General features: G+C 63.3%; 7 protein-coding genes. All 7 read left to right on the top strand.

The window, feature by feature from the left end:
• Positions 1-179 precede the first annotated feature (179 nt).
• The 7 genes from ACP7D9_RS21890 (at position 180) to ACP7D9_RS21860 (ending at position 26437) form a co-directional block, all read left to right on the top strand.
• A complete protein-coding gene (locus ACP7D9_RS21890) occupies positions 180-1601 on the top strand; it encodes a transglycosylase SLT domain-containing protein (protein ID WP_426159593.1) in 1422 nt (473 codons plus the stop codon).
• 113 nt (positions 1602-1714) lie between these two features.
• Positions 1715-2149 carry a DoxX family protein gene (locus tag ACP7D9_RS21885; protein WP_039759946.1) on the top strand — a complete coding sequence of 145 codons (435 nt, stop codon included), beginning with the start codon at positions 1715-1717 and terminating at the stop codon, positions 2147-2149.
• Between the two features lie 248 nt (positions 2150-2397).
• Entirely contained in the window at positions 2398-2706 is a 309-nt protein-coding gene (locus ACP7D9_RS21880; protein WP_426159592.1) for a class I SAM-dependent methyltransferase, read from the top strand.
• A 659-nt stretch (positions 2707-3365) separates the two neighbouring features.
• Positions 3366-13067 carry an amino acid adenylation domain-containing protein gene (locus tag ACP7D9_RS21875; protein ID WP_426159591.1) on the top strand — a complete coding sequence of 3234 codons (9702 nt, stop codon included), beginning with the start codon at positions 3366-3368 and terminating at the stop codon, positions 13065-13067.
• Complete coding sequence (locus ACP7D9_RS21870; RefSeq protein WP_426159590.1) at positions 13064-17176, top strand: amino acid adenylation domain-containing protein; 4113 nt, start codon at positions 13064-13066, stop codon at positions 17174-17176. The genes ACP7D9_RS21875 and ACP7D9_RS21870 overlap by 4 nt, the downstream gene beginning before the upstream one ends.
• Positions 17173-26259: an amino acid adenylation domain-containing protein gene (locus ACP7D9_RS21865; RefSeq protein ID WP_426159589.1), complete on the top strand. Its 9087-nt coding sequence runs from the start codon at positions 17173-17175 to the stop codon at positions 26257-26259. Before ACP7D9_RS21870 ends, ACP7D9_RS21865 begins: the two co-directional genes overlap by 4 nt.
• Positions 26252-26437: an MbtH family protein gene (locus ACP7D9_RS21860; RefSeq protein ID WP_426159588.1), complete on the top strand. Its 186-nt coding sequence runs from the start codon at positions 26252-26254 to the stop codon at positions 26435-26437. The genes ACP7D9_RS21865 and ACP7D9_RS21860 overlap by 8 nt, the downstream gene beginning before the upstream one ends.
• Positions 26438-26491 lie beyond the last annotated feature (54 nt).

The raw sequence follows: 26491 nt of genomic DNA, 5'->3' as shown, positions 1-26491 counted from the left end.
AAAGCCAAGAACTACAACGACTTAAGGCTGTCTGTTGAGGCCGCGAAAGACTCCGGGGTGGCGACAATGCCATCACTGTGCCAGTCTCTCGCACTTTACCAGCGCACAAAGCGCTCTGTTTTCGTCGGTGATGTCGTCTCTTTGCGACGCAATCGCCCCGTATTCTTTTCGGAGAGTGGATGCATCGTCCCTCGGTTCTGCTGCTGTTGTGTGCTGCGTTGCTGCTGCCGATGACGGCGGTCGCGCGCCTGCCCGGGCCGCTGCAAGCCGTGCCGGCAAGCAAGGTCCGCGATCTCTCCGAAATTCGCGGCAGCCGCGTGTTGCGGGTGCTGGTCAATCAGAGCCGTAACAGCTCCGGCGAAGTCCAGGGCCAGGCGATTGGTGTCGAATACCATCGCCTGCGCGCCTTCGAGCAATACCTTAACGGCCATGCCCGCGACGGCCAGGAAGTCACCCTCAAAATCATTCCCAAAGCCAAGGATCAACTGCTCGGCGCCTTGCAGCGTGGCGAAGGCGATATGGTCGCGCCCGGCGAATTGCTCGATCTGCCCTCGGGCTATGCGGTCGCCAGCAGTGAACCGATTGCCAGCAACGTGCCGCTGGTGCTGGTCGGCATCAAGGGCCAGCGCCGCTATACCAAGGTTGAGCAACTCTCCGGCAAAACCCTGGCGCTGCCCACCGGCAGTGCGGCGGGGGAGGTGGTCAGCCAGCTCAACCAGAAACTGGCGTTGCACAAACTTGCGCCGATCAACATCGAATGGGTTGATCCGACGCTGGCCGTCGAGGACGTGCTGGAAATGGTCCAGGGCGGGATTTTCCACCTGACCATCGTCGAGCAACCGATTGCCGAGCGCTGGGGCAAGATCCTGCCGAAGCTGCGCCTTGATCGGCAATTGAGCCTGGGCGAGCCGGGCGAGGAGCATTGGTTCGTGCGCCGCGATGCGTCGATGTTGCGCGCGAGCATCGATCGCTTTCTTACCGGCTACAAGAAGCCGTCGGACGAAGACGCCGCGTTCCTGCGCATCTATCGCCGTCTCTATCAAGTGCACAATCCGCTGGCCAAAGGTGATCGCCAGCGACTGGAAAAACTTCGTCCGACCCTGCAAAAGCACGCCGACGCGCAGAACATGGACTGGCTCAACCTGGCGGCGCTGGCGTTCAAGGAGTCGCGCCTGCAGCCCAACGCCCGCAGTGGCAGCGGCCCGACCGGCCTGATGCAGATCACCCCGTCTGCCGCGCAACGGGTCGGCGTGAGCAATATCCAGAATCTCGATGCGAATGTTCAGGCCGGCGCCAAGTACCTGGCGATGATCCGCCGCAAGTTTTTCAGCAGCCCGAAACTCAACGAGCGTGAGCGCATGGCTTTCACCCTCGCCGCTTATAACATCGGCCCCGAGCGCGTGCAGGGCATGCGCGCCGAAGCCCGACGCCGAGGCTTGAATCCCAATCAGTGGTTTTTCCAGGTTGAACGCATTGCCATGGAGCAGGTGGGAATGGGCGCCGTCAGCTATGTTAATAGCGTGAACAAGTATTACTTGGCATTCGATCGGGAGCGCGAGTCGCTCGAGCCCCGGCAGCAGAAAGTGGTCACTCGGAAATAATCTAATAATCCGATTGTTATGGCGCATTTTTTGCGCTTTAAACATGAAATAAACTGATTAATATAGCGACCAACCCAAACACACAAACACTTCTGCACAACAAGGAATGCCCCATGAGCTCTCTGATCAACAAGGTTCTGTTCACCCGCGCCGGTTACGGCCTGACTGTCCTGCGCATTGCTGTCGGCGTGATCTTCGCCGCCCACGGTTCGCAGAAACTCTTTGGTCTGTTCGGTGGCTACGGCCTGGCCGGCACTGCGCAATGGATGGAAAGCATCGGCCTGACCCCGGGTTATCTGATGGCCTCGCTGGCCGGCGGTACGGAATTCTTCGCCGGTCTGGCACTGATTATCGGCCTGCTGGTACGCCCGGCGGCACTCGGTCTGGCGTTCCTCTCGCTGGTGGCAATCTTCTCGGTGCACATCGGCAACGGTCTGTTCATGGCCAACAACGGTTATGAATTCGCCCTGGCGCTGCTGGCCGGTAGCATCGCGGTACTGATCGAAGGTGCCGGCAAGCTTTCGGCGGATCGCGCCATCGCCGGTTGAAGGCTCTGGCTCAAGGGAAAGGCCCGCATTGTGCGGGCCTTTTTTGTTGCGGTTGATTCTTGACACTGGTTGGTCACGTTCTCTAGGATGTTGCTCATGCGCCGATTTAAACAGCTACTTGCGGGGCGCCAGGTGACTTCTACAGTTACCGTCAGAAGCCGGAACAGGGCTTCGAAATACCGCTAAAGCGCTGGTTCGGTGTTGCCTCTCACCTGCCATGCAGACTTTTGAGGCAGAGACACGACACGATGAACGCACTACGCCCTCCTGCACGTCCCGCGCCGATCACGGCTCACGTCACCCAGCGCAACCCGAAAATCCTTCTTGGCGGCAAACATCAGCCGACGCTCTTGCGTTATCTCGATGGCTGGCCGCGTCGCAGCGGCGGTCCTGCCGCGTTCCTGATTCAGTTCGTCGACGACGGCGAGTCGCTGGCGCGTTTCGCCACTGACAGTTTTGATCTGGCCGTGATTCAGGCGCCGAGCGCAGAAGATGCGCCGCAAATGATCAAGCAACTGATCCGCGTCGCGCGGCAGGGTCTGATCACTCGGCGCTGAGGCGACGGGGCAGGGTCAGCCCGCAATCGCCCGCCCCTTGCCAGTGGCCGCTGGTTGAAAATCTCTTATGGCGGCCACTGGCGAACAGACAGAATTTGCCCCGTACAGCGTCGACGAATGCGAGCGTTCTCCCCGTAATAACGCGGAGGAATGACTAGTAACATGTTTAAAACTTTTTGTTTACCTCATCCCGGGCAATCGTGGTTATTATTCGGCAACGCCAAGGGTCAATATCCCGGCGTCAAAGGATTGTCGATGGGTTATAAGCCCGGCAATCTCATCCGAACGGGTCCAACCTGGCGCTGACACCCCTGCGCAGGCCGATGCCCGTCGCTGACCCTCAAAGGAAAGGTGAGGTGTTAATTGGTCAAATGGTCTGCATGGGTTGGTGTGGTGGGAAAAACGACACGAGTCGCCATCGCTCCCACCAGTTTCCTCGCTGTTCGTCACTCATTCCTTGCGCTGTTCGCCAGCCAATTCCCCCGCAAATTCGTGTACGCCATTGCGCCCGCTCATGACGCTGGTCCGCAGGCACGCGCCGCACCATCCCCCTGAATTGCGCATCACCGATCCGGCACAACGTGTCGGGCCTGACCGGCGGGCTATGAACGTCCCAGCCAAGCACACACAAAAATAATCCAGTCATGGACGGTAGCCTGATGTTCGACAAATCCTCCTTGCGCGGGGCGACCCCCGCGCAGCCCAGCACTACATCCGAAAATCCATCCGACACTGCGTCACTCGCCTACTGGCGCGAGCGGCTGGACGGTGCCCCGGCGTTGCTGGAATTGCCCACCGACCGGCCACGACCGGCGGTGCAGAATCTGCAAACTGCTGCGTACGGGGTGGAACTGGATGCCTCGCTGACCGCAGGCCTGAAAAGTTTGAGCCAACGTGACGCCAACGCTTTGTGCATGACGCTGCTCGCCGGGTGGGCGGTGGTGCTGGCGCGGTTGTCGGGTCAGCACGAGGTGATCATCGGCGCATGCACGGGTAAGTCGGGCAGCATTCTGCCAATGCGCGTGTCACTTGCAGAGGCCACTTCCACAAGCCAGCTACTGATGCGCATCCGCGCTGCGCTGCACGGTGCCGAGCAGCATCAAGACGTGGCGTTCGAGCAACTGCTCGCGTGCCTCAACCACGAACAAAGCCCCGCCTACCATCCGCTGATGCAGGTGTTATTCGCCTGGGAAAATTCGCAACCGCTGCCTGCCGGGTTCGACCTGAGCCTGGTGCTGGCTGAATCGCATGGGCGCATCAGCGGCCATTTGCATTACGCCCCAGCGCTGTTCGACGCCGCGACCATCGAGCGTTTTGCCGGTTACCTGAACACGGTGCTGCAGCAGATGGTGGCGCAACCCTCGGCTTCGGTGATGGCGCTGCAAATGCTTGGCGCAGCCGAACGCCAGTACCTGCTCCACGACTGCAACAGCGCCGAGCAATCCTTCGACACCACCCAAGTCGTACACGGTTTGTTCGAAGCCCAGGTGCGGCGCAACCCGGACGCCATCGCCGCCCGCTGGCACGACGAGGCGCTGAGTTATGGCGCACTGAACACTCGTTCGAACCGCCTGGCCCATCACCTGCGCAGCCTGGGTGTCGGGCCGGACGTGCGCGTCGGGCTGTGCCTGGAGCGCTCGCTGGACATGCTGGTCGGCCTGCTGGCGGTGCTGAAGGCAGGCGGTGCGTATGTGCCGCTGGATCCGGCTTATCCTGCCGCGCGGCTGGCGCATATGCTCGCCGACAGTGCCCCCGCCGTGGTGCTGAGCCACGGTTCTGTCGCTGCCAGCCTTGCACATTCCACCGTGCTGGACATCGCCGACACTCGCCCATGGGACGCGCAACCGGAGGACAACCCCGACCCCAATGAAGTTGGGCTGACGCCTCGGCACCTGGCCTACGTGATCTACACATCCGGCTCCACCGGCGTCCCGAAAGGCGTCATGGTCGAGCACCGTGGGCTGATCGCCGTGAGTGCAGCCTGGGAAAAACTCTACAACCTCGACGCGTCCCTCAATCACCTGCAAATGGCTGGTTTTTCTTTCGACGTGTTCAGCGCCGATCTGATCCGCGCCCTCGGTTTTGGGGGCACGCTGGTGCTGTGCCCGCGTGAATCGTTGATGGACCCGCCCGCGCTGTATCGTCTGCTGAGCGATGCTGAGATCGGTTTCGCCGACTTCGTGCCGGCTGTGCTCAATCCGTTGCTGGCCTGGGTTGAAGAAAGCGGCCACGACCTGTCGTTCATGCGCACCGTGGTCTGTGGGTCGGACGTCTGGACTGCCCACAGCGCCCGACAATTGCGCCGACTGGCTGGCGACCACGTGCAGATCGTCCAGGCGTACGGCGTGACCGAAGCGAGCATCGACAGCACGTGTTTTGAATTGCACAAAGGCAGCGTGGCCGACGGCGTGTTGCCTATCGGGCGTGCGCTGGCCAATACGCGGATTTATCTGCTCGATGCCTTGGGCGCCCCGGTGCCGGCGGGTGTCGCCGGGCACTTGCACATCGCAGGCATCGGTGTCGCCCGGGGTTATCTGAATCTGCCGCAACTGACCGCCGAACGTTTCATCGACAGTCCCTTCGTGGCAGGCGAGCGCCTGTATCGCAGTGGTGACCTGGCACGTTATCGGGCGGACGGCGAGTTGGAGTTTTTAGGACGCAATGACTTTCAGGCCAAGCTGCGTGGCCTGCGCCTGGAGCTGGGAGAAATCGAAGCGCGTCTGGCGGACATTGCCGGCGTGCGTGAAAGCGTGGTGCTGTTGCGCCAGGACACGGCTGGCGAATCGCGACTGGTCGCTTACTACTGCGAAAGCCGAGGCGCGGCGCTCAAGCCGCGTTCGCTGCGTAAGCAACTCAACCTCAGCCTGCCGGATTACATGGTGCCCACAGCGTTCGTGCGCCTGGATGCGCTGCCGCTGACGGCCAACGGCAAACTCGATCGCACGCAATTGCCAGCGCCGGACGCTCAGGCCTTCGATCAGCGCGACTATCAGCCGGCGCAAGGTCCACTGGAAATCGCGCTGGCTCAAATCTGGGCCGACGTGCTCGGCGTCGAGCAGGTTGGCCGCCAGGATCAGTTTTTTGCGCTCGGTGGCCACTCGCTGCTGGTGATGCGCGTACTGGCTCAAGTGCGCCAGCAACTCGGCCTGGAAGTGGCCCCCTCGGCGCTGTTTGCTGCGCCGGTGCTGGAACAATTTGCCGAACGGCTCAAACGCAACCAGGACACGGCTCGCGTGGCGATAGCGGCTGTTGAGCGCTCGGGCGCGCAAACGTTGTCGTCTGCGCAGCAGCGCCTGTGGTTCCTCGCACAAATGGAGGGTGGCAACGCGGCGTATCACATGCCGTTGAACCTGCGCTTGCGCGGTCCGTTGCACATCGCAGCCCTTGAACGCAGCCTCAATCAACTGGTGGAACGACATGCCGCGTTGCGCACCACCTTCATCACCGTCGAGGGGGAAGGGCAGCAACTGATCGGTGAGGTGGGGGCTTTCATCAAGCTGGCGATAACTGACTTGCAAGGTCAACCCGAGGCGCGTCTGGCGCAATTGATCGACGAAGAAGGCGCAAAGCCTTTTGACCTGAGCCGCGGACCGCTGATGCGCGTCAGCCTGTTGCGCCTGGCTGAGGATGACCACGTGATGCTGCTGACCCAGCACCACATCATCTCCGATGGCTGGTCGATGGGCGTGCTCACCCGTGAACTGGGCCTGCTGTACGAAGCGGCGATTCATGAGCGCGACAATTCCTTGCCCCCGCTGCCTGTGCAGTATGTCGATTACGCCGTATGGCAACGCCAATGGCTGACCGGCGATGTGCTGGCCGAGCAGTGCCGCTATTGGCGCGACACCCTCAGCGGCGCGCCGGTATTGCTGGAATTGCCGGCCGATCACAAACGCCCAGCGGTGCAGGACTATCTCGGCGGTTTCGTGCCGTTGGTATTGGATCGGGCCCTGACTGACCGGTTGAAAGCCTTGTGCCGGCAGCAGGGCACCACGCTGTTCATGATATTGCTCGCGGCCTGGTCGCTGGTGCTGTCGCGACTGTCCGGGCAAGCCGATGTGGTGATCGGCGTGCCGTCGGCCAACCGTACGCAGCAGGAACTGGAAGGTCTGATCGGCTTCTTCGTCAACACCTTGGCGCTGCGCATGACCCGCGCGGGTTCGCCGACGGTCGCGCAATGGCTGCAGCAAGCGCGCCGCGTTTCGCTGGGTGCCCAGGAACATCAGGACCTGCCGTTCGAACAGGTCGTCGAGTTGCTCAACCCGCCTCGCAGCCTGGCGCACAGCCCGCTGTTCCAGGTGCTGTTTGCCTGGGAACAGGATCAAGACTCGGATCTGCTGTTGTCCGGCCTTGAGGTCAGCCCGGTGCAGAGCAGCCATCATGTGGCCAAGTTCGATCTGCAATTGGCGCTGCATGAGCGTGACGGGCAGATCGTCGGCGGTCTGGAATACGCTTGCGGGTTGTTCGAGCCGGGCACGGTGGCGCAGTTTGCCGAATACCTGCGCCGGGTACTGACGCAGATGGTCGAGCAGCCGGAACAAGCGTTATCGAGCGTCAGCCTGCTGAGCACGGAACAACATCAACAGATCGTCCACGACTGGAACCGTACCGAGCGCGACACCTCGGCCATGCCTGACACGGTCGCGCGCTTTGAAGCCGTGGCCCGGTGCACGCCAGAGGCAGTGGCGTTGATCGCAAATGACCGGCAACTGAGTTATCGCGCACTCAATCAGGCCGCCAATCGCCTCGCGCATTACCTGATCGAGCAAGGCGTGCGGCCCGAGCACCGGGTCGGTCTGTGCCTGGAACGCTCGCCGGAAATGGTCATCGGTTTGCTGGCAATCCTCAAGGCGGGCGCGGCGTATGTGCCTTTCGATCCGGCTTACCCGATGGAGCGTCTGGCGTTCATGTTCAGCGACGCGGCGCCAGCCTTGCTGCTGACTCAGAGCGCCTTGCCAAATGCGCTGCCGACCGACATCGACACCTGCTGCCTGGATACAGATATGCAGCGCTGGGCGCATTGTCCGGACACCGATCCGCAGGTGAAGGTCAGCCCGGATAATCTCGGCTACGTGCTCTACACATCCGGCTCCACCGGCCGCCCGAAAGGCGTGGCGCACAATCGCCGCGCGCTGGATAACCTGATTGCCTGGCAGCTTGATCAAGTACCGGCACCGGGCCGGGTCCTGCAATTCGCTTCACTGAATTTCGACGTGTCGTTCCAGGAGATCTGCAGCACGTTGTGCTCGGGAGGCAGCCTGTTGCTGATGACCGAAGACAGTCGCAAAGACCTCGCCGCGCTGCGTCCGACCCTGGTGGCCGAGGGCGTGCAGCGGGCGTTCCTGCCGTTTGCCGTGTTGCAACAACTCGCCGGGCTGACCGAGGCCGATGCGCCGATGCCGGCCGGCGGCTGCGAAATCGTCACGGCCGGCGAAGCCCTGCAAATCAACGATGAACTGCGCCGCTTTGTGCGCGACCTCGGCGGTGCGCACTTGCACAACCAGTACGGCCCGACCGAAACCCATGTGGTCAGCCAGTTCAGCCTGTCGTGCAGCGCCGCCGCCGACTGGCCGGACGCGCCGCCGATTGGCCGACCGATCGCCAACGCGCGGCTGTACGTGCTCGATGACGATATGAACCCGGTGGCGGTTGGCGTGGCAGGGGAGTTGTACATCGCCGGCGCCTGCGTGGCGCGCGGTTACCTGAACCGCCCCGACCTGACCGCCGAACGCTTCGTGCCGGACCCGTTCAGTGGCGAACCCGGCGCGCGCATGTACCGCAGCGGTGACTTGGCGAAATTCCAGGCCGACGGCAACGTGCTGTACTTGGGACGCATCGATCAGCAGGTCAAGTTGCGCGGTTTCCGGGTCGAACTCGGCGAGATCGAGAGCTTGCTGCAACAGCAGCCCGGCGTGCAGGAAGCGGCGGTGTTGCTGCGTGAAGATATGGCAGGTGACAAGCGTCTGGTGGCCTACGTGGTCGGCCCGGCGTCCAGCGAAACCCTGCGTGCCGCACTTCAACGGCACTTGCCTGAGCACATGATTCCCACTGCATGGGTCTCGCTGGCGCAGTTGCCGTTGACCCGCAATGGCAAGCTCGACCGTCTGGCATTACCGGCGCCGGAGCGCACCGCCGGGGCTGCTTACGTGGCGCCGCGCGACGACATTGAAGAGCAAATGGCCGAGATCTGGGCCGAGGTGCTCAAGTGCGAACGAGTCGGGGTTCACGACAACTTCTTTGAATTGGGCGGCCACTCGCTGCTGGCGACCCGGATGATCTACGCGATCAACCAGCGCATGGGCGCGCAGCTGTCCTTGAGCAATCTGTTCAAGACGCCGGTGCTGATGGATCTGGCGGCGCAGGTGCAGGCCGGGCGCAGCAATGATGCTCAAATCGTCCCGGCCTTCCTTGAGATCGAGGCAGATCGTGTCGCGCGGCATGCGCCGTTCCCGCTCACCGATATCCAGCAAGCCTACTGGTTCGGTCGCGAAGCCACGGTCAGTCTCGGCGGGGTCAGTGCTCACGGCTACGAAGAACTGCGCATCCCGGACTTCGACGCCGCACGTTTCGAGCAGGCGCTCAATCGCATGATTCAGCGCCACGACATGCTGCGCGTGGTGTTTCTCACCGACGGTACGCAACAGGTGCTGGAGCAGGTGCCGACCTATTGCATGCCTCGCAGCGATTTGCGCGGTTTGCCTGCGGAGGTCGCGCAACAGGCGCTGCAAGCGACCCGCGAGCGCCAGTCGCACCAGGTGCTGGACGCCAGTCGCTGGCCACTGTTCGAGTTCGGCCTGTCGTTGCTCGATGATGGCATCACCCATTTGCACATCAGCCTGGATGCGTTGATCGTCGATGCCGCGAGCACACAGATTCTCGCCCGCGAGCTCATGGCGTTTTATGCTGACCCTCACCTGAGCCTGCCCGAGCCGGGGCTGACCTTTCGTGATTACGTGCTGGCCGAACATCAACTGCGCAGCGGCATTCGTTATGAACAAGCGCTGAGCTACTGGCGCGAACGGGTCACCCGCCTGGCACCGGCGCCAGACCTGCCGCTGGTTCGCCAGCCGGACAGCATCGGCAATCCGCACTTCACGCGACGCGACCGCGATATGCCGGCGGCGCAGTGGTCGCAGCTCAAAGCCGTGGCCAAACAGTTCGCGGTGACGCCGTCGGTGATGCTCCTCACGGCGTTCAGCGAAGTGCTGGCGCTGTGGAGCCGCCAGCCGCGATTCACCCTGAGCCTGCCGCTGTTCAACCGTTTGCCGTTGCACCCGGACGTCGATGAAATCATCGGCGACTTCACTTCCCTGGTACTGCTGGAAGTTCACGTCGAGGGGGGCATGAGCTTCACCGACAAGGCTCGGGCGTTGCAGGCGCAATTGTGGCAAGACATTGATCACTCGGTGGTCAGCGGCGTGCGGGTATTGCGCGAATTGTCCCAGGCGCATGGCGTGCAGCAGACGGCAATGCCGATCGTGTTCAACAGCACGCTCTCTGAGGCCGCACCGGAACTGGCGGAATTCAACCTCGCGGACGCGTTGAACGCTCAACCCATGCACAGCATCACTCAGACGCCGCAAGTCTGGCTCGACCACACGTTGCTGGAGCTCGACGGACGTCTGCTGTTCAACTGGGACAGCATCGATGAGCTGTTTCCGGCGGGCATGATTGAGGACATGTTCGTCGCCTATAACACACTGCTCGATTGCCTGCTGGAGCCGGCGGCCTGGGCGGCGAGTACGCCACAACTGTTGCCAGTGGCGCGTTTGCCGGCACCGCCCGACACTCAAGGCACGTTGCCGTTGATGAACGAGTTGTTCGAGCGTCAGGCTCTCATGACGCCGGCCGCTGTGGCCGTGATTGCTGCGCAACGGCAATTCACCTACGGGCAATTGCGCACGGCGGCGCGGTCTCTGGGGGCGCAGCTTCAGGCCGAGGGCGTGGTGCCCAATCGCCTGGTCGCCGTGATGATGGAGCGCGGCTGGGAACAAGTGGTGGCGACCCTGGCGATTCAGTACGCCGGTGGCGCTTATCTGCCGATTGACCCGACCCTGCCGGCAGAACGCGTGCGGCATATCCTTGAGCGCGCCGAAGTCAGCCTGGTGCTGACCCAACCGGCACTGCTTGGCGTGATCGAGTGGCCTGGGCAGGTCAGCGCCATCGCCGTGACCGATGAGGTCATGGTCGAACGCGCGCCGTTGCAACCGGTCAACGTTGCACCCACCGATCTGGCCTACGTGATCTACACCTCCGGTTCCACCGGCATGCCCAAAGGCGTAGTCATCGATCATCGCGGCGCGGTCAACACCTTGCTCGACATCAACCGACGCTTTGCCGTTGGCCCGACGGATCGGGTGCTGGCGATTTCGTCGCTGAGTTTCGACCTTTCGGTCTATGACTTCTTCGGCACCCTGGCCGCCGGCGCGGCGGTGGTGGTGCTTGAACCGCAACTGGCCCTCGATCCGGCGCACTGGCGGGACTTGATCGAACGTCACCAGGTAAGTTTGTGGAACTCGGTGCCGGCGTTGCTCGGCATGTTGCTTGAATACGTCGAGGGCGAGCGCGGCACACTGCCCGCCAGCCTGCGGGTGGCGATGCTTTCTGGCGACTGGATTCCCCTGACCCTGCCGCAACGGCTGTGGGCGTTGCAGCCGGCGGCGCAACTGTTCAGTCTCGGCGGCGCGACCGAAGCTTCGATCTGGTCGATCTGCTATCCGGTGCAGCACGTCGACCCGGCATGGCGCAGCATCCCTTACGGCAAAGCCCTCGATCACCAGCGCTTCTACGTGCTGGACGAAGCGCTGCAAGTGCGCCCGACCTGGGTCGCCGGGCAGCTCTACATCGGCGGGATCGGCCTTGCCCAGGGTTACTGGCGCGATGAAACGCTCAGCTCCGCCAGCTTCTTCCCGCACCCGCTGACCGGCGAGCGCCTGTACCGGACCGGCGATCTCGGGCGTTGGCTGCCGGATGGCAACATCGAATTCCTTGGCCGCGAGGACAATCAGGTCAAGGTCCAAGGTTATCGCATCGAGTTGGGCGAAATCGAAGCCGCGCTCAATCGTCACCCGGGCGTGCAAGGTGCGGTGGTGCAAATCCTTGGCAGCACGCTCGGAGAAAAACGTCTGGCCTGCTATGTGCTCAAGGCCGATCCGGCGTTGCAAGCCAGCGACTTCGCCCAGTACCTGGCGGACAAACTGCCGGCGTACATGGTGCCGTCGTCGTTCACGTTCGTCGACGCCTGGCCGCTGTCGTCCAACGGCAAGGTCGACAAGAAGCGCCTCCCGGAGCCGTCGCAGCAAGAGCCGTCCGGCGCAGCGCTGGAAGTCGACGGTGCGCAGGAACAGCGGCTGGTGGAGATTGTGCAAGGCGTGCTCAAGCGTGATGCCATCGCTGGCAACGCCAACCTGTTGAACCTCGGCGCAACATCGATCGACATCGTGCGCATCAGTAATGCGCTGTCCAGCGAACTGCATTTTCGCCCGCACGTGGCGCAACTGTTGGCGCAACCGACGTTGCTGCACCTGATCGGCATGTACCGCCAAAGCCTGCAGCACCAGGCATTGGTCAGCAATGCGCAGCAGCGTGTGAGCAGCACCGAGGACGTGATCGAGGATCCGCAACTGCGCGCGCAGTTCAAGGCAGATCAGCGCGGGCGTCGCACCTTTGCCCAGACGTCGCCGAGTGTGGCGCTGACATTGCCGCAGACCCCGGCATTCGCCAAGCGATTCAGCGATTACCGCTCGGTGCGCCAATACGCCACGCAACCGATCCAGACCCGCGCCTTTGCCGAGCTGTTGGCTGCACTTGCCCAGGGACAACTCGACGGCGAGGTCAAATACCAGTTTCCGTCGGCCGGCGGTTTGTACCCGATCCAGGCGTACCTGTACGTCAAGCCGGAACGGGTGCTCGGCATCCCCGGTGGCGCGTATTACTACGACCCGTGCGAACACCGCTTGGTGGCGCTCGACAGTGGCGTGCTCGACCCGGACACCTACGACTACTTCGTCAATCGGCCGGTCTTCGAAAACGCCGCGTTTTCGCTGTTTTTCATCGCCGACATGGCTGCAATCCGTCCGCTGTACGGCGAGCGCAGTCGCGACTTCTGCCACATCGAAACCGGCGCCATCGCGCAATTGCTGAGCATGACGTCCATCGAGCAAGGGTTGGGCCTTTGCGGCATGGGCTCGATTGATGAACAGCAATTACCGGCGCTGTTCAACCTCGGGCCGAGCCATCAATTGATCTACTCGATGGTCGGTGGCCTGCGTACCACGGATGAGCAACACCGCGCCGCGGTTGAGGCCTTTGCGCCCGACCGGCCCAGTGATGACAGCGACATGGAGGAATTTGAGGTATGAACGCCTATCAATTGCTGGAGCTGTTCACGCGTCATGGCGTAGCCCTTGAAGTGGACGGCGACAAGCTGCGCTGCAAGGCGCCTCGCGGGTTTCTTACAGACGAGATGATGCAAGCGCTCAAGCTGCACAAGTCTGAACTGATCGCGTTACTCGGCGGCCATGATGGCGCGGTGATTCCCTCCAGGGCGGGCGATGAAGTGGACTGGCCGCTGTCTTTTTCGCAGCGCCAACTGTGGTTTCTCGATCAACTGGAACCGGGCAACGCGTTCTACAACGTGCCCACAGCGGTGACGCTCAAAGGGCCGCTGCGCGTGCAACTGCTGGAGCGGGCGCTGAACGCGCTGATCCAGCGCCACGAAATGCTGCGCACGACGTTTTGCATGGTCGATGGCGAACCCCGGCAAATTGTCCATCGCGCGATGCCGCTGGCCTTGCAGGTGACCGATCTGAGCAACCTGCCGGGCACCGAACGCGAGCAGCACGTGCGGGCGGCAGTCGATCAAGACGCCCGCGCGCCATTCGATCTGGCCGCCGGCCCACTGTTGCGCGCCTCGTTGCTGCGCCTGGCTGAGGATGAATATCTGTGGCTGTACAGCGTGCACCACATCATCGCCGACGGCTGGTCGATGGGCGTGATCCTGCACGAAGTCGCGACCCTGTACGGCGATTATCTGCGCGGCGATGCGTCGAGTCTGGCGCCATTGCCCGTGCAGTACGCCGACTACGCCCGTTGGCAGCAACGACGCCTGGGTGGGGATGCATTGACTGCGCAACTCGATTACTGGCGGCGCACCCTGGCTGACGCGCCGGCACTGTCGACTGTTCCCACCGACCGGCCACGGCCACTGGTGCAGCGTTACGCTGGCGCTACGTTCAGCTCATCGCTCGACGCCAACACCCTGCGCGAACTCCAGGGGCTGGCCCGACAAACCCAGGGCACGTTGTTCAACGTGTTGATGGGCGCATTGGCCGTGCTGCTGTGGCGGCACAGCGGTCAGCGGGATGTGTGCATCGGTACGCCATTCGCCAACCGCAGCCGCCCGGAAATCGAGCCGCTGATCGGGCACTTCGTCAACACTGTCGTCGTTCGCCAGCGCCTTGATCCTCAGCACACTTTCGCCGAATTGCTGCGGGACGTGCGCGGGCAAATGCTCGACGTGCACGCTCATCAGGACGTGCCGTTCGATCAGGTGGTCGAGGCCGTCAACCCGCAACGCGATACCGCTCATTCGCCGTTGTTCCAGGTCATGCTGGTACTGCAGAACACGCCCGGGGGCGATCTGGACATGCCCGGTTTGAGCCTGTCGCCGTACAGCACCAGCAGCGCCACGGCCAAGTTCGATCTGGCGTTCGAATGGGTTGAACGGGAAGGGCGGCTGAACCTGTTGGTGGAGTACAACACCGACCTGTTCGACGCGGCGACGATCGAACGCTTGAGCGGGCATTACCGACAGTTGCTCCAGCACATCGTCGAAGACCCCAAGCAGCCGATTGGCGCCTTGTCGCTGCTGGCTGAAGCCGAGCGCGAACAGATCCTCGTGGACTGGAACCGTTGCGCACCGCTGGCACAACCGGTGGACTGCGTGCACCGATTGTTTGAAGCCCAGGTTGCGCGCAACCCGCAAGCCTGTGCGGTGACCTTCGAAGCGCAAACCCTGAGCTACGACGAGTTGAACACCCGGGCCAATCGTCTGGCGGCGTATTTGCGCAGCCTCGGTGTCGGCCCGGACGTGCGCGTGGCAGTGTGCGTCGAGCGTTCGCTGGAGCTGCCGGTGGCCTTGCTCGCGGTGCTCAAGGCCGGCGGCGCGTATGTACCGCTGGACCCTGATTATCCGGTCGGACGCCTGAGCCACATGCTCAGTGACAGCACCCCGGCAGTGCTGCTGACGCTCGGCTCGGCGCACGCGATATTGCGTCAGGCGCAGCAAGGTTCAAGCTGGGAAGCGCCGGTGCTCGACCTCCAGGCGCAGACCGCGCTCTGGGCCGATTTGTCGCCGGCAAACCCCGACCCGCGCAGCGTTGGTGTCACGCCGGATCACCTCGCCTATGTGATTTACACCTCAGGCACCACCGGGCTGCCCAAAGGCGCGATGGTCGCGCATCGCGGCCTCGCCAATCTGCTGTTGTGGTGCTCGCAGATCTGCGGCGAACGCGGGGTCATGCTGCACAAGATTCCGTTCGGTTTCGACGCCTCGGCCTGGGAGACTTTCTGGCCGCTGGCCACCGGCGGACGCTTGGTTATCGCGCGTCCTGGCGGCCATCTGGAGCCCGGTTACATGGCGAAAACGGTGCGCGAGCAGCGGGTCACGGCGCTGGTGTTCGTGCCGGCAATGCTGCAGCTGTTCCTCGAAGTCGATGAAGTCAGCCTGTGCACCGAACTGACCGATGTCTTCAGCGGCGGCGGTGAGCTGTCGCCAGCCCTGGCCCGGCGTTTTCAGCAGCGACTGCCCCATGCCCGTTTGCACAACGTCTATGGCCCGACCGAAACCACGGTGATCAACAGTGTCTGGACCCTGGAGCCCGGCGGCGAAGTCCCGGCTCTGCAAGTGCCGATCGGACGGCCGATCCCCAACAACCGTTTTTACGTGCTGGATGAGCGCGATGCGCCGGTGCCGGTCGGGGTGACCGGTCAATTGCACGTCGGCGGCGTGGGTGTCGCGCGCGGTTATCTGGGCCTGGCGCAGCTCACCGCCGAACGCTTTATCGACAACCCGTTTGTGCCGGGAGACCGGTTGTATCGCAGCGGCGATCTGGCGCGTTATCGCCCGGACGGCCAGTTGGAATTTCTCGGTCGCAATGATTTCCAGGTCAAGCTGCGTGGCGTGCGCCTGGAGCTCGGCGAGATTGAAGCGCGGCTGGAGGCCTTCGCCGATATCCGGGCCGCCGTGGTGCTGATGGTCGGCGATACGGCGCAGAACCAGCGGCTGGTTGCCTGTTGTGCGGTGATGGAAACCCCGGATGAGTCAGCGCTGCACGCCCATTTGGCGGCGACCCTGCCGCGTGCCGTGTTGCCGAGCGCTTATCTGTGGCTCGACGCGCTGCCGCTGACCGCCAATGGCAAAGTCGATCGCGTGGCCCTGACGACCCTCGCCGATCAAGACCTGGCCAACCGTCAGGTCAACCTCAGCAGCCCGCGCGATCATATTGAATTGACGCTCTACCAAATCTGGAAAGGTCTGTTGCTGGCGACCCAGATCGGCATTCGCGACAACTTCTTCAATGTCGGCGGAACGTCCATCGCGGCGATCAAAATGGCCCACCAGATCGGCCAGACGTTCGGCGTCGAAGTGCCGGTGCGCGTGGTGCTCGGCTACCCGACCATCGAAGCCCTGGGCGGCTGGTTGCGCGCCGGCGCCAGTCCAGCAGCGGGGCAAAGCAACCTGATCGAATTCCGTCGCGGCGCAGGTCAGCGCAATGTGGTGTGCATTCATCCGGCGGGCGGCACTGCGTTTTGCTATTTGTCCCTGGCCAAAGTGCTACCGGAAGAGGTCGGCGTATACGGCGTGCAGTCACCGGGGCTGAACCCAGGTGAGGCCACCGAGCCGACGGTCGAAGCCATGGCCCAAGCCTATTTGCGCCTGATCGAACCCTTGGCGACGCAGCCGCTGGTGCTCACCGGGTTGTCCTTCGGTGGCCTGGTGGCTTACGAAATGGCCCGGCGCCTGACAGCCGCCGGCCATCGCCGGGTAACCGTGGTATTGCTCGATACCCAAGGCTCGGATGATCCGGGTTTCCGCCAGCAGATCGGCACCGTGGATATGGCCGAGTTCCGCGACAAACTGGTGCGGTTCAATGGCATGTACCCCGGCATCGAAGACGCGCAAGTCGAACGTTATTTCAACCTCTACAACCACAACCGCCTGGCCATGGCTGGCTACGAGTGCGAGCCGCGTGCCGGTCGCGTGGTGTTGATCCAGGCCCGGGAAGGCTTCAGTCGCCAGCAATTGCATCCGCTACGCAGCTTCTGGCGTCGGCGTGCCGACGACTTCCTGGCGAAACTGGTGAATGGCGGTCACTGGGACATGCTCGAAACCGCTGAAGTGCATCGGGTCTCACAGACCCTCAAGCAGGAGCTGCAACGCTTTGACGCGCAGGAGGCGAAATCATGAATCCACAGATGCTGACATTGCTCGCACAATTTGCCGCACAAGTACGCCGCGATCCCCAAGCCCTGGCAGTCGTCGATCAGCAGGTGCGCCTGAGTTACAGCGAACTGGCCAGCGCCAGCGAGCGCATCGCCCGGGGTTTGCAGGCACGGGGCGTGCAACCCGGCGAGTCCGTGGCGCTGTGCATGCCCCGGGGCTGGCAATGGCTGGCCGCGATCCTCGGCGCGCTGAAAGTCGGTGCCGTGGTGGTGCCGCTGGACAGGGCCAGCCCGGCCAAACGCCGCGATTTGATCCTCGCCGATGCCGCCTGCGTGGGGCTGATCGCCGCGGATGAGTCGTGGGCGCCAGCAACCGCGTGTTGGACGGCGAATGTCGACACGCTGCTGGATTACCCGCAGCAACCGCTGCAACCCTTGGCCGACACGTTTGCCGAGGTGAGTTTCCTGTTCTACACCTCGGGCACCACCGGCACACCGAAAGCCGTGGAAGTCGGTGAAAAGGGCGTGCTGCGCCTGACGCAGACCGCAGGCTATATCGAAATCCGTCCGACGGATCGCTTTGCCTGCCTGTCCAATCCGGCCTTCGATGCGTGCAGTTTTGAACTGTGGGCGCCGCTGCTCAACGGTGGCTGCTGCGTGATGATTGCCGATCACGATGTGCTGGACGCGCAACGTCTGGCCCAGGTTCTGGAAGAGGAGCGGATCGACAACCTGTTCATGACCGTTTCGCTGTTCAACACCTTGAGCGCGGACTGGCCCGCGTGTTTTGCCGGCCTGCGTCAGTTGCTGATCGGTGGCGAGCAGATCAGTGCCGCCGCCGTGCGCGCCTGGTACGCGGCGAATCCCCGCAGTCAGTGCCAGATCTTCAATGTCTACGGGCCTACGGAATGCACGACGTTTGCCTTGTGCTACCCGATTGCCCGTGACTTCGGCGGCTTGTCGGTGCCGATTGGCCGGCCATTGCCGGACACCGGCGTGCAGGTGCTGGACGAGCAGCAACGGCCGGTGGCGGCCGGTGAAGTCGGCGAGTTGTACCTCAGCGGCAGCGGTGTCGCCCGTGGCTATCGCAACCGTGCCGAAGACACCGCTCGCAGCTTCGTGCGCCTGGCCGAGCTGGACGGTGGCGCCCAGATTCACTACCGCACCGGTGATCGGGTGCGGATCAATGTCGAAGGGCTGGTCGAATACATTGGCCGCGCTGATCGGCAGGTCAAGGTTCGTGGGTTTCGCATCGAACCGGGGGAGGTGGAGCAACAGATCCTGGAACATCCGCAGGTGCTGCAGGCCTATGTCTGCACCCGACGTCGGGAGGCCGAAGACCATCAGTTGCTGGCATTCATCGTCCCTCGCGAGGGTTTGCAGTACCGTGAATTCGAGGCCCATCTGCAGGCCCGACTGGCGTTCTACATGCTTGCGCACCAGGTGTTTCTGCTCGAGCGACTGCCGTTGACCGCTAACGGCAAGATCGACCGCGACGCCTTGCTGGCACAGCCGTTGAGCCCTTGGCGGCCCCCCGTCGAGCCGAGCGATGTCGAGGGTTCTCCGGCGCTGGACTGGTTGCTTGCACAGGTTCGTTTGCTGCTCGGGCAACCGGCGCTCAATGCGCACGATGACTGGCTCGGCAGTGGCGGCGATTCACTCAAGGCCATGCGTCTGCGTTCAGCAATCCGTACACACTGGCAGCGCGAGATTGCCGTCGCAACGCTGTTGAGCGAGCCGTTCGTGGCACTGGCCGAACAGCTGAACGGGCAACAGGCGGACGTTATCTATCCTCCCGCGCCAGCCATCAGCCATGCACTGCGTCTGCCGGCCACTGCCGAACAACGCCGCCTGTGGCTGATGCAGCAACGAACGCCGACTTCGACCGCTTATAACGTGCCGCTGATTCTCCATCTGGCTACCGGTGTTGATGTGTCGTCGCTGGCGCGTGCCGTGGAGCAACTGGTGGAGCGCCATCCGGCCTTGCGCACGGCATTCGTGTCTGGCGCCGATGGCCTCGATCAAGTGATTGCCGAACGAGGACCGGTGTGTCGCACCTTCGAGACAGGGCATTTCACCGAAGAGACCTGGCGAGCCTTTGCAGCATTGGTGTTCGGCACGCCTTTCGATCTGGCGATGCCGACGCTGTTCCAGGCCTGGCTGCTGCCGTTTGCCGATGGAAGTTGCCGGTTGCTGCTCAACCTGCACCACATCATCGTCGATGGCTGGTCGATGAATCTGTTGTTCGACGACCTGACGCAGCTGTATGAAGACGCCGTGCGTAGGCGCGTCAGCCCTCAACCGACACCACAACTGACCACGCTGGAATTCGGCCAATGGCAGCGGCAGTGGAGCGTCGACCCGCATTACCTCGGCCAGCGCGAAGCGTTGGCACGTTTGCACCGCCAGCAAGAGGCGCCGTCATCCGCGCTGATGCCGATGCGGGCTGTCAGCCCGCCAGCCAGACTGCATCGCGCACCCTTGGGCGAACTGCGCAACGCGGCCCTTGACCGTTTTTGCAGCCAGCAGCGCCTGACCCGTTTCGAAGTGCTGCTCAGTGTCTTCGCCTGGAGCCTCTACGCGCTGACCGGGCGGGAGCGGCCACGTATCGCCAGTCCAGTGGCGAACCGGCCGCTGGCGCAGTTTGAACCGATGCTGGGGATGTTGGCCAACACCGTGCTGATTCCGACAAGCATCGATGACACCTTGGCGCTGAGCGAGCAATTGCGCCGTCAGACCGACACGGTGCGCGAGGTGCTGGCGTTACAGGACGTCGCGTTGGCGGATGTGGTGGAAGACCTGCGGTTGTCGTCGGACAGCCAGTTGTTCGATTTCATGTTCGTGCTGGAAAACACCGATTACGCCGTACTGGCGCGGTCCGGTTTGCAAGCGACCCTGGAGTTCAGCGAGCACTTGCAGGCCAAATGTCCGTTGACCTTGCTGGTCGTGGGGGCCGAATGCTGGTGGGAATATCAGTGCAGCTACTTTGATCAAGCGCAGATGCACACCGTGCATGAACTGCTTTGCCGCAGCCTCGACCTGCTGCTGGAATCACCGGCCGCCACCCTGGATGATCTCCTCACCCCTTATCGGCGTCACCTGCCGGTGGCCAGTGAAGGTTCGCGCGACGAACCGCCGTTCAACACCGTGGCCGACTGGTTCGGTCATCAAGTGCATTGCACACCCCACGCGATTGCGCTGGTCGCTGGCCAGCAGCAGTTGAGCTATGGCGAACTGGATGAATTGTCCAACACCCTGGCCGGGGCCTTGATCGAACGCCATCCGCTGCCGAATCCAGACAACACGCCGCTGCATGTGGTGCTGTTTCTTGAGGCTTCGGTCGAGCACATCGTTGCTTTGCTGGCCCTGGCAAAACTCAATCTGACCGCCGTACCGCTCGATCCCGGATATCCGCTGGCCGTGCAGCGTCAGGTGCTGGAACAGGCGAACCCGCATTGCCTGTTGTTCAGCGCCGCGACCGAAGCGGCACTGGGTCACCTTGATGCCGAGCGTTTTGCCCGGTATCGGGTAGACCTGAAGTGCGAACGCCGAGCGTTCGCACGCGCCCATCATGTCGGCGAGCGCGCGCTGTACACGCTGTTTACCTCCGGCTCCACGGGTACGCCGAAGGGTGTGCAAGTGTCGGATCGGACCCTGTGCAACCTGCTGCACTGGCAGCGCACCGAGGGCCAATTGCCGGCCAGATCGGTGACCTTGCAGTTTTCGATGTTGTCGTTCGACGTGTCGTTTCAGGAGATTTTCGCAACCTTGTGCGGCGGCGGCACCTATCACCTGATCACGCCGCGCTGGCGCCAGGATGCACAGGCGTTGCTGGCGTATCTGATTGAGGCGAGGATCGAGCGCCTGTACCTGCCTTGCGTTGCGTTGCAGCATCTGGCGCAAACCGCTATGGCTCAAGGAACATACCCGCCGGCGTTGCGCGAAGTGGTCGCGGCGGGGGAGCAATTACTCTGCACCGACGCGTTGAAAACCTGGTTTGGTGGTCTGCCGCTGGCGACGCTGTTCAACCACTACGGCCCCACCGAAACCCACGTGGTCAGCGCTTACCGCTTGCCGCCGACTACTGCTGACTGGCCGCTGCGCGCACCGATCGGCCACGCCGTCGGCAATGCCCGTTTACTGCTGGTGGACGAGCACGACCGTCCGGTACCGAGCGGTAGCCGTGGTTACCTGTTGGTGGCCGGACCGATGGTGTCACGCTGCTACCTCGGCGACCCAGCGCTCAACGCGACGCGGTTTGTCGTGTTGCCGCAGGCTGAAGGCGATGCTCGTTTGTGCTATCGCACCGGCGATCTTGCCTGGGCCGACGCTGATGGTTGCCTGCACTACCTGGGGCGCGACGACCAGCAAATCAAACTCAGCGGTCATCGCCTGGAACTGGGGCAGATCGAAGCGGCGCTGATGCAGCTGCCGCCGGTGATCAACGCGGTGGTGACGGTTCAGGCTGAGCCACCGGGCCTGATCGCTTATCTGCAACTGGACGGCGAGCCGGCGATGGCGCAGACGCTGGATCGTCAAGTCGCCAAGCAGCTGCCGGCCCATGTGCGTATTGACGAGTATCGACGGATCGACGCCTGGCCACGTACGCCCAGCGGCAAAATTGATCGCAAGGCGTTGACGGGGTTGGGCGAGGCGCTGCAACGCCGTCGTTCGGTCACACCGGCCACTGCGTTGAGCCCGCTGGAGCAGCAATTGAGTGCGCTGTTCAGCGCCGAGATCGGCCGGGACATCGAGCCCGATCAAACCTTCTTCGAAGCGGGCGCCACCAGCCTTGGCCTGATGCGCCTGCATGCCCGTTACAACCAGGAACTGACGCACAAGGTGGCGATGGCCGATCTGTTTGAACAGGTGACGGTGCGCAGCCTGGCGGCGCACTTGTCGAGCACGCCATCGAACCCGACCGAGCGGATACGCCATGCCGATGTCGGCCAGCAACCGATGGCGATCATCGGCATGGCGGTCAATGTGGCCGGGGCGCAGAACCTCGAAGAGTTCTGGGCGATGGTGCTGGGCGCCGAGTTGGGGATCGAGCATTTCGAGGCGGCTCAGGGGCGCGTGGGTGCCCGCAGTCAACTGGCCGGAATGCTTGATTTCGACCCCGAGTATTTCGGCATCAGCCGTCAGGAAGCACGGCTGATGGATCCGCAACAGCGGCATCTGTTGATGGCGTGTGTGCAGGCGTTGCAACACGCGGCGATCACGCCGTCTGCCGAAGGCCCGCGCATCGGTCTGGTTGCCAGTTGTGGCGAAACCACCTACTTCCAACAGATGCTGCGCGAGACCGCCGACGGGGATTTGCCGGACGGTTTCCAGATGGCGCTGCACCACGACAAGGACTTCCTGGCGACCAAAGCCGCCTACCACCTCAACCTCACCGGCCCTGCCATGAGCGTGCAGGCGGCCTGCGGCAGCTCGCTGATTGGCGTGCACCTGGCCAGTGCGCTGCTGCGCCAGGGCGACAGTGACGTGATGCTCGCGGCCGGGGTGCTGATCGACCCGACACTGACCGACGGCTATCGCCATCGTTCGCAGCACATTTTTTCCAGTGATGGCCTGTGTCGGCCGTTCAGCGACGATGCCAGCGGCACCATCGGCGCCAGTGGTTATGGCGTGGTGGTGCTCAAGCCGCTGGCCCGCGCCCGCGCCGATGGCGACCGTATTTATGCGCTGATCGAAGCCTCTGCACTGAACAACGACGGCCGCAACAAGATGAGCTACACCGCGCCTTCGGTAGCGGGGCAGAGTGCGGTAATTGGCGAAGCGTTGGCCAGGGCCGGGCTGACCGGTGCCGATATCGGTTACATCGAAGCCCACGGCACCGGCACGTTACTCGGCGACCCGGTCGAGGTGGCGGCGTTGAGCAAGGCGTTCGGTGATGCGGCCGGCAGTTGCGCGTTGGCCTCGGTGAAAAGCCAGATCGGCCATTTGGGCGCGGCCGCCGGGGTCGTCGGGCTGATCCGCGCAAGCCTGGCGGTATTCCACGGCGTGGTGCCGCCGAACCTTGGTTTTGCCCGGATCAATCCGCAGATCGACCTCGCCAATTCGCCGTTTTACATCCCGACCGCAGCGCGGCCATGGCCAGCAGGGCGGCGGCGTTTGGCGGGGGTCAGCAGCTTTGGCATCGGTGGCACGAATGCGCATGTGATCGTGGGGGCCGCGCAGCAGGAGCGAGTGCTGGCTGAGGGCGTGTTGCCCTGCCTGATGATCTCGGCTCACAGCCGTTCGGCTTTGCTGTGCGATGTCGCGGCGATTGCAGGGTATCTGAACGCCTTTCCCGAGCGTCACGAGGCGGTGCTGCGTCACCTGCAATCCGGACGTCGGCAACTGCCTTGGCGCTTGGCAATGGTGTATCGGCCGGGGGAAGAACTGCACACCTCCTTGATCAAGCAAGTGAGCGCATCCGGTGTCAGATTGAACGCTACCGGGCAATCGCCCCAGGCGCTGATCGACGCCTGGTATGACGGTGCAACCATCGACTGGCCGCAGCACTCGGCGCCGCCGCCGTGGGATCTGCCGCCAGCGTCTTTCGATCTGGAGACCTTCCGCTTCCAGAGCGCCGTTGAAACTGAAAACGCAATAGCCGTTGAGCGAAAGCCCTTGGCCGATTGGTTCTACCAACGGCAGTGGTCCCGCGTGCAGCGTTTGCACGCTGAGGCGGTCACGGAACGACGCGAAACGTTGGTCATTTGCAGCAACGACGCGCTCGACACGGCCGTGCTGGAGCACCTGAACAACGTCTATCAGCGAGTGGTTCAGGTGCGCGCCGGTAATGGTTTCAAACGGCACACGCCGGATCATTTCGAGCTCGACCCGCTGGATACCCCGACGCTGACTCGCCTGCTCGATGAGCTGGCCGTGCCTGCCTTGGGCGAACTCGACTGGGTGCACGCGTTACCGCTGTCGGTGACCGGGCCGGTCAATGAGCAAAGCCTGGTGGCAGCGCAATGGGCCGGTCTGGACACCGTCAGCGCCTTGATGCAGGCCTGGGGACAGACCTCGCGAACCACGGCGTTGCGCCTGTGGCTGATGTCGTGGCAGGCCTGCCCGGTTGCGGGTGAGGTGCTGCGTCCCGAACTGGCGGCGCTGGCCGGCATCACCGAAGTGGTACCCCAGGAATACCCGGTACGCTGTCATTGGCTGGATTGGCCGACGCCGCGCATGGATACGCAGCAGCTGATGGCGTTGCTCGCGGCTTCGGCGTCCCTGCCACGGCGCATGGCGATTCGCGACGGTTACCTGTGGCAACCACGGCTGCTTGCCAGTCCGTTACCGGCCAGCGCTGTGCTGGCGAACAGGCTGCCCATGGACGGCACGTTTCTGATATTGGGCGGCACGGGCGGTATCGGTCGCACGTTGGTTGAGCACCTGCTGCAGGCGCCGCAACGACGCATCGTCGTGCTGTCACGCGGGGGTGAAATGCCAGCGGCGCTGGCGGCCTATGGCGGCCGGGTCGAGCACGTCCGGGCTGACATCGCCGACCTGACGCGCTGGCCTGCGGTGCTCGATCAACTGACCTGTCGCTACGGCCGCATGGCGGGAGTGGTTCACGCTGCAGGTGTCGGTGCGGGAAGCCTGATCCGCCAGCGTGATGCCCGGCAGTTGGGTGAAGCCATGGCGTCCAAGACCCGCGGCATGCTCGCGGTCGAGGCGCTGATCGAAGCGATGAGCCCCGGGTTTGTGCTGTATTGCTCATCGATGTCCGCGCTGTTCGGCGGCGCGGGGCACCTGGATTACGCGGCCGCCAGTGGCGTGCTCGACGGCTTCGCCCATTACCGTCCGAACGCCGCCGGCGACTGCGTGCGGCTGAGCATCAACTGGGACGTCTGGCGCGACATCGGCGTGGCCACCGGCGCGGGCACTGGCGATGCCGCGCATCAGGGGCACCTGGCGGTCGGCATGACGGCGCAAGAGGGCTGTCGGGTATTCGATCTGGCCATGGCGACGCAACTGCCACAACTGTTGATCTCGACCACCGGCATCGTTGCTGCACGGCGTTTCTATCCGGTTCGCCATGGCGCCGCCATTGCGCCGGTGGCTGCACCAAAGGTGCCAGATCTGCCCAGCCATCTGCACGAGTGCCTGTGCCGATGGCTAGGGGTCAGCAGCCTCGATGAAGACGATTCGCTGTACGAGCTGGGGGCGGATTCGTTGACACTGCTGGACCTGATCGATGAGTTGCAAGCGGCCACTGGCGTGGTGTTCCAGCTGTCGCAATTCAGTCACAAGGTCAGCCTGCGAGAGATCCTGGCGTTGGCGGACGCGGCTGCAGTCGGTTTGACGTCGGGGGCGCCGGCAACCTGGGCCGATGCGGTGCAGATTGATCAATGGCACGCCGGTGCGGGGCGCGAGTGGCTGTACCTGATTCACCCGGTGGGCGGTGATGTCCAGGCGTACCGAGCGCTGGTGTCGGCGCTGCACCCTGATCTGGGCGTGCGTGTGATTGCCGACCCGGCGTTGCGTCTTCCGGATTTGCCGAACATCGGCGTGACTGAGCGCGCGGCACTGTACTTGAAGGCCATCGAGGCCCGGGAAGCCAACCGCGGTGCCTGGCGCCTGGCTGGGTGGTCGTTTGGCGCCTGGGTGGCGCAGGCGATGTGCAGTCTCGTAGCGCCCTGCGGATTCAGGCAGCCGCTGCTGTACCTGATCGACCCGCCCGCGCCGGACGCCGGAGCGGAACTGGCGAGCATCGGTGCGCAGGCGATCGAGCAGGTTTTCCAGCGCGAGTTTGCCCAGCGCTGGCCCGATTCCCTCGACCGGGCATTGCCCGAAGACCGGCAAGCCTATTTGCAACACCTGACCCGTTGCTGCCAGCACAACATCGCCAGCATGCAGACCTTTCAGCCACCGGCGTTGGCGAACACCTGCGTGCGCATCTTCAGCGCCGCTCAAGCCAACCCCTACAGCGTGGGCGAGGCCTGGAACGCCGCAGACCTGAAACAGGCCTGGCAGGACTTGCTCCCGCAGTTGCTCAGCTGGCAGCGGCTGGACACCGATCACTACGGCATCGTTGCAGGCCCATGGGCGCAGGTGATTGCCGACATTATCAGCACCGATACGCAACCCGAAGAGGGCAATCAGCATGAGTGACAGCAATCCGCAATTCGAGGTGGTTCGCAACGACGAAGGCCAGTATTCCCTCTGGCCGGTGGGCAAGCCGAGCGCCAATGGCTGGACGCAGGTGGGGCAACGCGGCGAACGACAGGCTTGCCTGGATTACATCGCAGCACACTGGACCGACATGCGGCCGCTTTCGCTTCAGGACTGAGCACTGTTGACCCACAGGGTCTGGTGCCTGGCCATCCAAATAAAAAAGGTGAGG

Source organism: Pseudomonas sp. TSRC2-2, assembly GCF_049897785.1.
Taxonomy (GTDB): domain Bacteria; phylum Pseudomonadota; class Gammaproteobacteria; order Pseudomonadales; family Pseudomonadaceae; genus Aquipseudomonas.
The sequence above is the reverse complement of the archived record's forward strand: the minus strand, read 5'-3'. Positions and strand labels throughout refer to the sequence as shown.

Excerpts from the sequence above, each read along its gene's own strand:
- ACP7D9_RS21890 (WP_426159593.1), top strand. The coding sequence starts at position 180 with ATGCATCGTCCCTCGGTTCTGCTGCTGTTGTGTGCTGCGTTGCTGCTG.
- ACP7D9_RS21885 (WP_039759946.1), top strand. The coding sequence starts at position 1,715 with ATGAGCTCTCTGATCAACAAGGTTCTGTTCACCCGCGCCGGTTACGGC.
- ACP7D9_RS21880 (WP_426159592.1), top strand. The coding sequence starts at position 2,398 with ATGAACGCACTACGCCCTCCTGCACGTCCCGCGCCGATCACGGCTCAC.
- ACP7D9_RS21875 (WP_426159591.1), top strand. The coding sequence starts at position 3,366 with ATGTTCGACAAATCCTCCTTGCGCGGGGCGACCCCCGCGCAGCCCAGC.
- ACP7D9_RS21870 (WP_426159590.1), top strand. The coding sequence starts at position 13,064 with ATGAACGCCTATCAATTGCTGGAGCTGTTCACGCGTCATGGCGTAGCC.
- ACP7D9_RS21865 (WP_426159589.1), top strand. The coding sequence starts at position 17,173 with ATGAATCCACAGATGCTGACATTGCTCGCACAATTTGCCGCACAAGTA.
- ACP7D9_RS21860 (WP_426159588.1), top strand. The coding sequence starts at position 26,252 with ATGAGTGACAGCAATCCGCAATTCGAGGTGGTTCGCAACGACGAAGGC.